At 70.5% G+C, this 12,536-nt stretch carries 13 protein-coding genes and 1 tRNA gene; 7 read left to right on the top strand and 7 right to left on the bottom strand.

From position 1 onward, the window contains the following. On the top strand, positions 1-177 hold a 177-nt coding region (locus tag BCF74_RS13250), incomplete at its 5' end, for a TrmH family RNA methyltransferase (protein WP_281257190.1). Positions 178-427: 250 nt separating this feature from the next. Here the strand turns inward: BCF74_RS13250 and BCF74_RS13245 are convergent. The 5 genes from BCF74_RS13245 to BCF74_RS13225 all read right to left on the bottom strand — a co-directional run bounded on the left by BCF74_RS13245 (position 428) and on the right by BCF74_RS13225 (position 5,093). Continuing rightward, on the bottom strand, positions 428-1,768 hold the full coding sequence (locus BCF74_RS13245; RefSeq protein ID WP_170070245.1) for an HNH endonuclease signature motif containing protein: 1,341 nt from the start codon (positions 1,766-1,768) through the stop codon (positions 428-430). A 285-nt stretch (positions 1,769-2,053) separates the two neighbouring features. Then, entirely contained in the window at positions 2,054-3,118 is a 1,065-nt protein-coding gene (locus BCF74_RS13240; protein ID WP_106298430.1) for a metallophosphoesterase family protein, read from the bottom strand. A 394-nt stretch (positions 3,119-3,512) separates the two neighbouring features. After that, positions 3,513-3,938, bottom strand: a complete 426-nt coding sequence (locus BCF74_RS13235) for a pyridoxamine 5'-phosphate oxidase family protein (protein ID WP_245889352.1) — start codon at positions 3,936-3,938, stop codon at positions 3,513-3,515. A gap of 13 nt (positions 3,939-3,951) precedes the next feature. Beyond that, entirely contained in the window at positions 3,952-4,332 is a 381-nt protein-coding gene (locus tag BCF74_RS13230; RefSeq protein WP_170070244.1) for a DUF3037 domain-containing protein, read from the bottom strand. Next, the gene (locus tag BCF74_RS13225) at positions 4,329-5,093 is read right to left on the bottom strand and encodes a HipA family kinase (RefSeq protein WP_106298428.1); all 765 of its coding nucleotides are present in this window, start codon (positions 5,091-5,093) and stop codon (positions 4,329-4,331) included. Before BCF74_RS13225 ends, BCF74_RS13230 begins: the two co-directional genes overlap by 4 nt. 174 nt (positions 5,094-5,267) lie before the next feature. On the opposite strand from BCF74_RS13225, the gene BCF74_RS13220 reads away from it, so the two are divergent. From BCF74_RS13220 to BCF74_RS13205, 4 genes are all read left to right on the top strand, one after another. After that, on the top strand, positions 5,268-6,836 hold the full coding sequence (locus tag BCF74_RS13220; protein WP_170070243.1) for a protein kinase domain-containing protein: 1,569 nt from the start codon (positions 5,268-5,270) through the stop codon (positions 6,834-6,836). Between the two features lie 166 nt (positions 6,837-7,002). After that, positions 7,003-7,878 carry a bile acid:sodium symporter family protein gene (locus tag BCF74_RS13215; protein WP_106298426.1) on the top strand — a complete coding sequence of 292 codons (876 nt, stop codon included), beginning with the start codon at positions 7,003-7,005 and terminating at the stop codon, positions 7,876-7,878. 313 nt (positions 7,879-8,191) lie between these two features. Further along, positions 8,192-8,279 (top strand) — tRNA-Leu (locus tag BCF74_RS13210). A 117-nt stretch (positions 8,280-8,396) separates the two neighbouring features. After that, positions 8,397-9,725 carry a M20/M25/M40 family metallo-hydrolase gene (locus BCF74_RS13205; protein ID WP_106298425.1) on the top strand — a complete coding sequence of 443 codons (1,329 nt, stop codon included), beginning with the start codon at positions 8,397-8,399 and terminating at the stop codon, positions 9,723-9,725. 54 nt (positions 9,726-9,779) lie between these two features. On the opposite strand, the gene BCF74_RS13200 is transcribed toward BCF74_RS13205, so the two are convergent. Further along, entirely contained in the window at positions 9,780-9,965 is a 186-nt protein-coding gene (locus BCF74_RS13200) for a DUF5703 family protein (protein WP_106298424.1), read from the bottom strand. 37 nt (positions 9,966-10,002) lie between these two features. On the opposite strand from BCF74_RS13200, the gene BCF74_RS17115 reads away from it, so the two are divergent. Both BCF74_RS17115 and BCF74_RS13195 read left to right on the top strand, forming a co-directional pair. After that, complete coding sequence (locus BCF74_RS17115; protein WP_177426664.1) at positions 10,003-10,398, top strand: hypothetical protein; 396 nt, start codon at positions 10,003-10,005, stop codon at positions 10,396-10,398. 47 nt (positions 10,399-10,445) lie between these two features. Then, positions 10,446-11,507: an LLM class F420-dependent oxidoreductase gene (locus BCF74_RS13195; RefSeq protein WP_106298423.1), complete on the top strand. Its 1,062-nt coding sequence runs from the start codon at positions 10,446-10,448 to the stop codon at positions 11,505-11,507. Between the two features lie 30 nt (positions 11,508-11,537). On the opposite strand, the gene BCF74_RS13190 is transcribed toward BCF74_RS13195, so the two are convergent. Continuing rightward, positions 11,538-12,521 (bottom strand): magnesium and cobalt transport protein CorA, encoded by a 984-nt coding sequence (locus BCF74_RS13190; RefSeq protein ID WP_170070242.1) that lies wholly within the window; start codon positions 12,519-12,521, stop codon positions 11,538-11,540. Positions 12,522-12,536 lie beyond the last annotated feature (15 nt).

Genomic DNA, 12,536 nt, shown 5'->3' with positions numbered 1-12,536 from the left:
GCGGCCGATCCACCGGACCGGCTCGCCCTCGTCCTCGGCACCGAGGGTGACGGTCTGAGCCGTCGCACCGTCGAGGGCGCCGACGTCGTCGTCACCATCCCAATGGCCGGGGGAGTGGACTCCCTCAACGTCGCCGCCGCCGGAGCCGTCGCCGCCTGGGCCCTGCGCCGCCCCTGACCCGATCTGACCCACGCACCCGACCTACGCACCCGACCCCACGCACCCGACCCCACGCACCCGACCCCACGCACCCGACCCCACGCACCCGACCTGCCCACCCCGGACACGCTGCGCGGCGCTCTGATCTTGCGTCGTCCTTTGGGCCACCGCCGGGCGCACGGGAACGGTCTCGCGTGCATGGACAGGCACGCTCCGCGCCGGGCCGGCTGCTCCCGTGTCGGGACACACTTCTCCCGTGGATGGCAGGTCATGGTCGTCGGCGGAAGAAGACACACTTCTTCCCCGCGGCATCGGTGGTGATGGTGACGTCGTACTTCCCGTCATGGACTCGTCGGTGATGATGCCCGCACAGGGGCACGGCGAGGTGGAGGTCCGTTGGTCCTTCGCACCCGCCAGCGGCCCACGGGTCCTCGTGATGCAGCTCGGACCACGCGTACGGGCGGTCACACCCGTCGGCGGCGCAGGTGTCGTACGTCGTGGCGAGTGCGACTCGCTGCGCTTCGGTGAAGAATCGCTGCGTTCGGCCGAGGTCGAGGGGCAAGGAGCTGCCACCGAGGACTGCGGGGACGATCCCGGCGTTGCACGCCAGACGACGCACCTGACCGGCCGACAGGTCGTCGCCGGTGTCGAGGGTCGCCATGCCCAGCTCGTCGGTGAGCGCCTCGTGGTCGAGAGTGACGACGATCGTCGCCGCCACCTTGCCGTTCAGCTTGTCGGTCGGCAGGTGCTCGAGAACGTCGACGAACGCCAGCCCTGCCTTGTGCGCCCAGTCGACCTCGGTGTCAGCCGCCGGAGTCTCGGGGGCCCCGCGACCCCGGCGGGGAGACGTGAGCTGCTGGATCGCCTTGCGGAGCACCTGGCCGGCGAACGCGGGCACGGTGAAGTGACCGGTGACGGTGCCGTCGAGGTTGTCGTGCAGCGTCAGCCGCGTCCTGGCGAGCGCACGGTCCTCCTCGGCGATCTGCTCAGTCCCGGCATGGCGGCGCGCGGCGTCGGCGTCGAGCTCGGCGATCCGCAGCGCTCGCTTGGCGGCTCTCCGCAGCTTCGTCGGGTCGACGCGGCTCGCCGTGTCGACGAGCACGGACTCCACCTTCGCCCGCTGTTCGGGAGTGAGCTCGTCCGGGAGGCGCTTCGTCGTCGAGGCGATGATGGCGGCATGGTCGAGCGACACCGTGCCGGCATCGACCGCCTCGCTCGTGAGTGGCAAGGACCCGTCATCGAGGGCGGCGGCCAGACGCACCTGCCCCGCCGCGTCGGCACCGGCCGCACGGGTCACACCCGAGAGCCAGGCGGTCGTGTCAGCAGCACCGGACTCGTCGGCGACTCCGGCTCGGTCCGCCGCGGCGAGGACCTTGAGCTTGAGGGACTGCGTGCGGGTCACGGCCGCGTCCAGAGCCGCCACGGCCCGGGCGGCTCCGGCGGCACCCGACACCATGGTCGGGTCGACCGCGTCGAGCACGACGGCGATCCGCGACGCGGCCTGCTCCGGCGAAAGACGCTCCGGCACAGCGGGTTTCGGTGACTCGTCACCATCGATGGCGCCCGCGTCGTCATGCCCGACCACGGACAGCTGCTCGACTGCACTCACCCTGCTCACCCCCTCCCGGCATCGTTGCCACCTCGTGAGAACCACCGTAGGAGAGGGGTCTGACACCGCCATCTCCATCGGTGATACCGACTCTACGGACAGGGTCTGACAACCGCCGCCGCAACCCACGAGGTGCCACCCGGCATACCGGCCCACCCGGCATACCGGTCCACCCGGCATACCGGTCCACCCGGCATACGATGCAGGCAACGGCACACCCCAGACGGCTGTGGCCGAGGGCGAAAAGCCCTCGGCCACAGTCATGTTCGCTCACGCCGAGCCCGCTCAGCCCCACTTCGTGTTCGACAGCGGCACTCGCGCCTGACGGATCCACTCCTTCTTGTTGAAGTCGCGGGCCTTGATCGTCACCCAGCCCTTCTCGACCTCGACCTGCAGACCCTGGTTGAACGGGCCGGGGACCGTCGTCTCGCCGCCGCGGCCGGTGGTCTGCCAGCCGGTCTCGATGGCGCCGGTGTTGATGACGTGGAAGCCGTCGAGGTTGGCGGTGCCGGGGACGACGCGGTTGACATACCAGTCGGACAGGTTGAGGTCCCAGTGCGTGTGGCCGGTGAAGAAGAACAGGTCCTTGTACCGCCCGAAGATCTGCAGCAGCCGGTCGGCCTGCAGGTAGTTGCGCAGGTACGGCTTCTGGTGGCTGCCCGAGACCGTGTTCGGCAGCGGGTGGTGGCTGATGACCATGATCGGCTGCCGCCGCCGCGTCCAATAGGCGAGCCGGTCCTCGAGCCAGGCGAACTGGGCATCGCTCATCCACACGTCGTCGGTGAGCTTGGGGTCGTGGTACTTCATGTACTTCTCGGTGCCGATGCACAGCACCGGGACGCCACCGAAGGAGTGCTCCGAGTAGACCTTGTTCCGACCAGCGAAGTTGTAGAAGCTGCGGAAGAGCGAGTCCTCGGTCGTGCCGTTCGGCCAGGTGCTCTCCGAGAGCTTGCCCGGCGAGGCGTACTTCGGCACGTAGAACTCGTGGTTGCCGATCGCCCAGGCCTGCGTGGCGGGGACGCTGGCGGCCTTGTCGACGACCTTGCGCACCGCCGCGTACTCGAAGTCGTAGCCACGCCCGGTGATGTCCCCCGCGACGGCGAGACCGGCGCTGCCGGGGTTGATCTCGGCCATGTCGACCAGTGCCGCGGCGAAGTCCTTGAGGTCACCCTGGATGTCGCTGATGACGTTGAAGCTCACGCCGCGGGCGAGGTGTCCGCGACCTCGGCCGCGGCCCCTGCCGCGGGGGCCGGCCAGCGCGGCAGCGCGCGCACTGTCGGCGGCCGGGCCGGTGATGAGAGACGCGGCTCCGACAGCGGTGGAGGTGAGGATGGCACGGCGAGATGGCACGAATTCTCCTGTCGTGGAAGGGAGTGCGGGTTTCGCACGGCCGTCACCGTCGAAGAGTCAAGTGAACTTTTCGTTTCCTTGGGGTAGCCCGCAGACTGCTTTGGACTGGCCTGAAACGGACCTGGTCACCCGGGCTGCGCGGCTCGCCCGCGTTCGGTCACCGAGGTGACCGGGCTGACCGAACCAGGCTGTGAGGTCGTATGCCGGTCAGCGCCTCACGCTTCCGCCGCGCCGCCGCGCCGCCGCGCCTCACGCTTTCGCAGCGCCGCCGCGGGTCACGGATCGGCTCGGTCCACGAGGTGGTGTCACTCGGGTCGCCAGGTCTGTCGCGCGCGAAAACCGCTGCGCCGCAACCAGTGCTCGGTGTAGAGGATCCGCGTCGGCGTGAGGATCGTCAGCGGGTCGGCGGGTGGCGAGTCCAGTGAGCGCCCACGCTCGACGTGGTCGGACTGCCAGCGCATCGCCTCCCAGTAGGCTCGACCTCGGGGTCGTCGCGCTGCAGCGTTCGCGCCGTCCCGAACAGCTGCATCCCGCGGCTGCTCGCCTGCCCGACGAGTGGCGCGACGATGCCCGCGGACACCCGCGGGTCGCGCACGATGTTGCGCGACTTCACCGACGCGTTCCAGCTCGTCCAGAAGATCTCGAACCCGAGGCTCGAGTACCGCACCGGCGTCGCGGCCGGGCTCCCGTCGGCGCACACGGTGGCGATGACCGCGAGGTTCTGGGACGAGAGCAGGTTGAGGATCCGCTCCTCGAGCGCCTCACGCTCCAGCTCCTTCTCGGGACCGGAACCGGCGAGCCACGGGTTCGTCACCGGCATGCGGGCGACGCCCTCACCGCACGAGCCGCTCGAGCAGCAGCGCCAGCTCTGCCTCGGGGTCCTCGGCCGTGCCGCCGTGCACCGCAGACGGCTGGATCACCGTGCTGCGCGGCGCCGACAGCCACCCGAACCGCTTGCCGGGCGTCGCCAGCGTCGGCCGACCCCCACCCGACGCACCCGTGCACACCTCGTCGATGACCGCGAGCGACGCCGACACCGCCTCGACGTCGAGGTCCGGAGCGAACGCCCGCAGCCGAGCCTCGTCCACCCACGTCGCCGCCCGCAGGAACCCCGCCGACTGCGAGAACAGCACGACGCCGACGTTGAGGCACTCACCCCGGTCGACGCGCGGCACGCACTTGAGGACGACGTACTGATAGGGGTGCCCACTCATGACACGGCCTCCCACCACGCCGGGGCGTTCTCGAGTCGCCGCACGAGGTGGTCGACGTATGCCGTCCGCACGGCATCCGGGTCGTCGAGACCGGGTGCCGCCTCCAGCCACTCGTCCGGCACCAGACCGACGACCTCCGCGATGACCTCGGGGGTCAGCACCGCGACCGCCCGCTCGTGCGCCGCCGAGAGGTCGCCGGCGACATCGCGCAGGACGTGCTCGGACAGGTCGAACGGCTGCCCCGCGAACCGCCCCGCGTCCGCACCACGGCTCGGCCACGAGTGGTGGAAGAAGATCGCCGCTCCGTGGTCGATGGCCCACACCTGCCGGTGCCACACGAGCAGGTTCGGGTTCGACCATGTCCTGTCGACGTTCGCCGTGAACGCGTCGAGCCACATGATGTCCGCGGCCTCCTCGGCGCTCGGCGGACGCGACCCGTCGTACCCGAACGAGCCCGGCAGGAAGTCCACCGCGAGGTTCGTCCCGGGACTGGCGTTGAGCAGGTCCTGCACTTCCTCGTCGGCCTCGTAGCGCGCGATCGCCGTCGGCATGTCGATGACCGCCATGTCGGGGACACGGATGCCGAGCCGCCTCGCCAGCTCACCGACGATGACCTCGGCGACAAGCACCTTGAGCCCCTGCCCGGCGCCGCGGAACTTCACGACGTACGTCCCGTCGTCGGACGCCTCGACGACGCCCGGCAGCGACCCGCCCTCGCGCAGGGGCGTGACGAACCGCGTCGCGGTGATCCGGGGCAGCACGCTGACAGGCTAGCTGCAGCCGTTAGGGTCGTCGGAGCACGTATGCCGGGTGCGCACCTCACGAGGTGCCGCGCCTCACGAGTTGCCGCACCTCACGAGGTGAGGTGCCGCGCGAGAGGCGCGCGGACGGCATACGAGCGCACGAAGCTGTCGGACAACCCGCGAGGAGAACCCGTGACCGAGACCCAAGGGCGGCTGCTCGGGGGGCGCTACCGACTGCTCGCGCCGCTCGGCCGCGGCGGCATGGCCGTCGTGTGGCGGGCGACCGATGAGATGCTCGGGCGCGAGGTCGCGATCAAGACGCTCGACCTCACCGGTCCCGACAGCGACAACGCGGGGGAGCGGTTCCGCCGCGAGGCGCGCGCGACGGCCGCGCTCAACCACCCGCACATCGTCACGGTCTACGACACCGGTGTCGAGGACGACACCGCCTACCTCGTCATGGAGCTGCTGCCCGGCCCGACGCTCGCCGAGCAGGTCCGGGACAGCGGCCCGCTGCCCGTCGAGGAGGTGCGCACCATCGGCATCGAGGTCGCGGGCGCGCTCCAGGCCGCGCACGACGCGGGCATCGTCCACCGCGACATCAAGCCGGGCAACATCTCGTATGCCGCCGACGGCACCGTCAAGGTCCTCGACTTCGGCATCACCCAGATCGTCGACGAGGCGCTCGGGCACCAGGCGCAGCTCACGATGACGAACACCATCGTCGGCACGGCCGAGTACCTCGCGCCGGAGCAGGCGACCGGCCAGCGAGTCGACTCGCGTGCCGACCTCTACGCCCTGGGGTGCGTGCTCACGACGTTGCTCACGGGCGAGCCGCCGTTCACCGGTCCGACACCGGTGTCGATCCTCATGAAGCAGGCGAACGACCCGGCGCCGGACGTGCGGGAGAAGCGGCCGGACACCCCGGCCGACATGGCCGACCTCGTGACCGCGCTGCTCGCCAAGGACCCTGCCAACCGCCCCCAGTCCGGTCGGGACGTCGCCGGCCTGCTCCGCTCGCACCGCGCTCCGGCGGTCACAGAGGTGCTCGCCCCCGCGACCGCGGCGACGAGGCGTATGCCGGCCGGTGCCGGGGTCGCGGGGGGCGCCGCCGGCGCCTACCCGTCGCGGAGCGACCTGCGCGACGAGCCCTACGACGACGGGCGGGACGACCGCTACGGTGCCCTCGACGACCGGCGCGGGTCCAAGGCGTGGGTGTGGTTCCTGCTGCTCGCGGCCGCGTTGGCGGCCGCTGGGATCTGGTACGTCCTCGGCAACCAGGACGACACCGACACCCCGAACCCCGCGAGCTCTTCGCCGACCGTGGCGACGTCGGCACCGACGCCCACTGTCGAGGAGACGACTCCGTCGGAGGAACCGACCTCGTCAACTCCGGCACCCACCGAGACCGTCCGCGAGACGGTGACCTCGACGCCCACGTCCACGACGCCGGCGCCCCCCGGGGACGGGGGAGCAGGGGCCGTCACCAACGCGGTGTCCGGCATGTCCGGTGCGCTCCGCGAGGCCCAGCAGAACGAGGAGATCGACGGCGACATCGCCAAGACCATCGACGGCAAGCTCAAGGACATCGAGAAGGCGCTCCGCGACGGGGACGCCGACGCGGTGCGCAGCCTCACCGGAGACATCGAGGGCGAGCTGCGCCAGGCCCAGGAGCAGGGTGAGCTGACGCCGCAGGGCGGGGAACGCCTCAGCGGACCCGTGCAGGACCTGCGTGCGGCCGCGGATGCCTACCAGCCCTGACCACCGCGGCTCCGACCACGGTGGCTCCGACCACGATGGCTCCGACCACGGTGGCTCCGACCACGGTGGCTCCGACCACGGTGGCGCGCGGACGGCATACGACCGCACGGCGAGCAGTTCTCGGATTCCGGCCCGCGCGGTGGTGACTCGCCGGTAGCCTCCGCGGGTGGACTCCGCCCTCCTGACGATCGGACTGCCGATCCCGCTCGCCGTCATCATGTTCGGCCTCGGGCTCTCGCTCACGCCCGCCGACTTCCGGCGGGTCCGGCAGAACCCGACGATCGTCGTCGTCGCCCTCGCCTGCCAGCTCCTCGTCCTGCCGATCATCGCGTTCCTGCTCGTCAAGGGCTTCGGCCTGGCACCGCTGCTCGCCGTCGGTTTCATGATCCTCGCGGCCTCGCCGGGCGGAACGACGGCGAACCTCTACAGTCACCTCTTCCGCGGCGACGTCGCCCTCAACATCACACTCACGGCGATCAACTCGCTCATCGCGCTGTTCACCCTGCCGCTCATCACGAACTTCGCCCTCGGCCACTTCCTCGACGGTTCCGAGCGGATCGGCCTGCACTACGACAAGCTGCTCCAGGTCTTCGCGATCGTGCTCATCCCAGTGGCGCTCGGGATGGTCGTGCGCCGCCGCTCGCCGCAGTTCGCGGACCGCATGGACCGGCCGGTGCGCACCGCGTCGGCGGTCATGCTGCTCCTCGTCGTGCTGGGTGCGATGTGGACCGAGCGCGAGAACATCAGCGAGTACCTCGCGGAGGTCGGCCTCGTCGCGGCGCTCTTCTGCGTGCTCTCGCTGACGATCGGCTACATCGTCCCGCAGCGGCTCGGGATGTCGGAGGACCAGGCCGTCGCGAGCGGCTTCGAGATCGGCATCCACAACAGCACGCTCGCGATCGCCATGGCCCTCACCGTCATCGGCAGCGCCCAGATGTCCGTGCCGTCGGCGGTCTACGGGGTGCTGATGTTCCCCATCGCCGCGGTCTTCGGGATGGTGGTGCGCAACCGCGCCATCCTGCGCGCCCGCGCCGAGGTCTGAGCGGCCGCTCGTCCGGCGGCGGGCGGCGGCGGCCGGCTGGCAGCCTGGTCCGGTCTGCCGGCGCGAGCGTTGGCTGACCGGACGCACGGACGTGCAATGGGCCGCTCGATGCGGCGCGGCGCGAGGTCGGCGAGCGTGGGCACACGGCTGGCCGCAGGCCATTGCACGTCCGTCGGTCCGCGGCTGTGTCCCGGTGAGCCCAGGTTGTGAGGCGGGCCGGCCGGCTGGCGGCGGCGATTTCTCGATGCAGCCGTATGCCGTGTAGAGTTCCGGGCTGTTGCACGGCACCTCCCCAGGTGCTGATCGACCACTCGTCCGGGTGGCGGAATTGGCAGACGCGCTAGCTTGAGGTGCTAGTCCTCGTATAGAGGGTGGGGGTTCAAGTCCCCCCTCGGACACCAGTGTGAGCCGGCCCCGGTCCCCAGCGGACCGGGGCCGGTTCGCATGTGCGGACCGGGTCGGTCCGCGGGTGGTGAGCGGACGGCATACGTCGTCGTGTCGGCCGTAGTGTGGGGGGCATGACGCCGAGCACGAGCATCCGCCCCGAGGACGAGGTCGTCGACATCTGCCGCGAGCTCATCGCGATCGACACGTCGAACTACGGTGACGGCTCCGGACCGGGAGAGCGGGCCGCCGCCGACTACGTCGACCGGCTGTTCCGCGAGGTCGGTCTCGAGCCCGAGATCGTCGAGTCCGAGCCGGGCCGCGCGTCCCTCGTCGTGCGCATCCCCGGCGCCGACCGCGAGCGCGGCGCCCTCTGCGTCCACGGCCACCTCGACGTCGTCCCGGCCAACGCCGAGGACTGGGACGTCGACCCGTTCGAGGGCGTCGAGCGCGACGGCATGATCTGGGGCCGCGGCGCCGTCGACATGAAGGACATGGACGCGATGATCATCGCCTGCGTCCGACACATCGCCCGCCAGGGCATCACGCCGCCGCGCGACCTCGTCATCGCGCTCTTCGCCGACGAGGAGGCCGGCGGCAAGCTCGGCTCGCACCACCTCGTCGAACACCGGCCCGACCTCTTCGAGGGCGTCACCGAGGCGGTGAGCGAGGTCGGCGGCTACAGCGTCACCGTGCCGACGAAGGACGGCGGCGAGAAGCGGGCCTACCTCCTCCAGACCGCCGAGAAGGGCATCCTCTGGCTGCGCCTCACCGCCAACGGGCGGGCCGGCCACGGCTCGGTCCCCAACGACGAGAACGCCGTCGCGCGCCTCGCCGAGGCCCTGAGCCGGCTCGCCGCGCACAAGTGGCCGCGGGAGTTCATCCCGTCGGTGCGCACCCTGCTCGACCGGCTCAGCGAGATCACCGGCGTCACCTGGTCCGACGAGGACCTTGACGAGCTGCTCGAGAACCTCGGCGGGGCGCAGGGGTTCGTCCGCGGCACCCTCCAGGACACGAGCAACCCGACGATGCTCGACGCCGGCTACAAGCACAACGTCATCCCGCAGCAGGCCCACGCCAACGTCGACTGCCGCTTCCTCCCCGGACACGAGGAGGAGCTCATGGCGACGATCACGGACCTCGTCGGCGAGCACGTCACCATCGAGGTGATCCACCGCGACATCGCCCTCGACGCACCCTTCGAGGGTCCGCTCGTCGAGGCGATGGTCGCGGCGCTCCAGACCGAGGACCCCGAGGCCGAGGTCCTGCCGTACTGCCTCTCCGGCGGCACCGACAACAAGGCGCTGTCGCTGCTCGGTATCACCGGCTACGGCTTCGCGCCGCTGCGCCTCCCGGCCGACCTCGACTTCGCGCCGATGTTCCACGGCATCAACGAGCGCGTCCCCGTGGACTCGCTGAAGTTCGGGGCGCGCGTGCTGCAGCGGTTCATCGAAACCAGCTGAGGCGCCCTCCGGGCGTGGCGCGTATGCCGTGTGCGCGCCTTCGCGCCGTGCGCGTCAGCTGGCGCGGGGGACCCGAATGATCTTGCGACGCAACCACGTTCGCGTCGTGCCGCCGAGGTAGACGCGTGTCCGGTGCAGCTCCCAGTGGCCGTACTCGGCGTGGTCGGTGAGGGCCTGGCGGATCTCACGTCGGTGGGCGTCGCGTCCGAAGGACAGCACGCGGTACTCGTACTCGACCATCGACCCATTGTGCGACACGAGACGCTACGGTTCTGACATGAGCGCCGACCCGCGTGCCGCACTGTCCTCCCTCGTGTCCGCCTTCGAGCGCCACCTCGAGGCGTGCTCGGGCCGCCGCGGAGAGGACGACCCGAGCGTGGCCGCGGCCTACGACGACCTGCTCGACGCCTTCGAGACCTACGACAACGCGCTCTACGAGGCCTACGGCGAGATGACGCCGCTCGACGCCTACACCGGCGATGACGAGGGTGAGGACGGCGAGGACGAGTCCGACGACTTCGACGACGCGGACGACGAAGACGACCTCGACGAGGACGACGACGATGACGACGGCGTCTACTCCGGTCTCGACGACGAGGAGTTCGACGATGAGGACGACCTCGACGAGGACGAGGACGAGGACGACGCCGGCCCGGACGGCCGGGTGCGCTGACTCACCTCGGTGACCGCACGGCATACCGGCGCCGTTAGGTTGAGCCCATGCGACTCGGAGTCAACCTCAGCTACCTGGGCCAGTCGTCCGCGGAGGACATGCTCGCCCTCGCCCACGAGGCCGAGCGCCTCGGCTACGACTCGGCGTGGGTCGCGGAGGCGTACGGCAGCGACGTCGTGACGTTCCTGTCGTGGATCGGCGCGACGACCCAGCGCATCGGCCTGGGCGCGGCGGTCATGCAGATCCCGGCGCGGACCCCGGCGATGACCGCGATGACCGCGGCGACGCTCGATCACCTCTCGGGTGGCCGGTTCCGTCTCGGGCTCGGTGTCTCCGGGCCGCAGGTGAGCGAGGGCTGGCACGGTGTGCGGTTCGCCAAGCCGCTGTCGCGCACGCGCGAGTACGTCGAGATCGTCCGCAGCGCGCTGGCGCGCGAGCGGGTGTCGTATGCCGGTGAGCACTTCACGCTGCCGCTGCCGGACGGTCCCGGCAAGGCGCTCAAGCTGATGTTCCGGCCGACGCGGGAGCGGGTGCCGGTCTACCTCGCCGCGGTCGGGCCGAAGAACCTCGAGCTCACCGGGGAGATCGCCGACGGCTGGCTCGCGATCTTCTACTCACCGGAGCACTCCGGCGACCTGCTCGAGTCCATCGCAGCGGGTCGGCGGGCCGCGGGCGCGGGCACCGAGGACGACCCGCTCGACGGGTTCGACGTCGTGCCGACCGTCCCGGTCGTCGTCACCGACGACCTCGAGACCGGCTACGCCATGATCGCTGCGTACTCCGCGCTCTACATCGGCGGCATGGGCTCGCGCGAGAAGAACTTCTACAACCAGCTCGCCGTCCGGATGGGCTTCGACGAGGAGGCCGCCCGCGTCCAGGACCTCTTCCTCGACGGGCGGCACCGGGAGGCGGCCGAGGCCGTGCCACGCGAGTTCATCGACTCCACCGCACTCATCGGCACCCGCGAGCGGATCGGCGAACGGGTCGGACGCTATGCCGACGCCGGGGTGACGACGCTGTCGGTCGCGCCGTTCGCCCTGTCGGTGGAGGACAGGCTGGAGACGCTGCGCGTCATGGCCGACCTCGTGCCGGCGCCTGCCGAGTCGTGACCGCGACCGGGTCATGACCGAGCCGCGAGGCTAGAGCCACTTCACCTTCTTGAACACCGCGTAGAGCACGGCGCAGGCCGTGGCCATGACGCCGAGGACGATGAAGTAGCCGTAGCGCCAGGACAGCTCGGGCATGTTCTCGAAGTTCATGCCGTAGATCCCGGCGATCATCGTCGGCACGGCGACGATCGCGACCCACGCCGAGATGCGGCGCATGTCGGCGTTCTGCTGCACCGAGATCTTCGCGAGGTTCGCGCTGAGGACGTCGCTGAGCAGCCGGTCGTAGGAGTCGATGCGGTCCGAGACGAAGTGCAGGTGGTCGTCGACGTCGCGGTAGAGCAGCCGCAGCTCCTCGTCGCGCACGGGGGTGCGCTGGCCGGCATACAAGGTGCGCAGCGGAGCGATGAGCGGCTGGATCGCCCGACGGAACTCGAGCACCTCACGCTTGAGCCGGTAGATGTCGTCGGAGGAGACGAGGTGGTCCGAGAAGACGCCCTCCTCGATCTCGTCGACGTCCCGGGCGACCTCGACCTCGATCTCGCGGTACTGGTCGACGACACGGTCCATGACGGCGTGCAGCGCGGACAACGGTCCGAGGGCGAGCTTCTTGGGGTCGGCCTCGAGCTCCTTGCGGACGCCGGCGAGGGGGCTGAGCTCGCCGCGGCGGATCGTGAGGACGAAGTGCTCGCCGACGTGGACCATGAGCTCGCCGGTCTCGATGTCGGACGTCGCCTCGATGTAGCTCAGCGTCTTGAGGACGACGAACACGGTCCGGCCGTAGGGCTCGATCTTGGCGCGCTGGCGTCCATTGACGGCGTCCTCGACGGCGAGGGGGTGCAGTCCCAGACCGAGCTCCTCGTTGACGGACTCGAGCTCCTCCATCGACGGGTCCTTGAGGCCGATCCAGAGGAAATCGGTCTGCTGGCCCGTCTCGCGAAGCACGCCGAGCTCGTCACTGAGGTCCCCGCAGGCCTCGCGCTTGCCGCCCCGGTAGAGGGCCTTGTCGATGATCACGCGGGCCATTGTTGC

The organism is Knoellia remsis (assembly GCF_003002895.1).
In the GTDB taxonomy this organism is placed as follows: domain Bacteria; phylum Actinomycetota; class Actinomycetes; order Actinomycetales; family Dermatophilaceae; genus Knoellia; species Knoellia remsis.
This window is presented reverse-complemented; position numbering and strand designations above follow the sequence as displayed.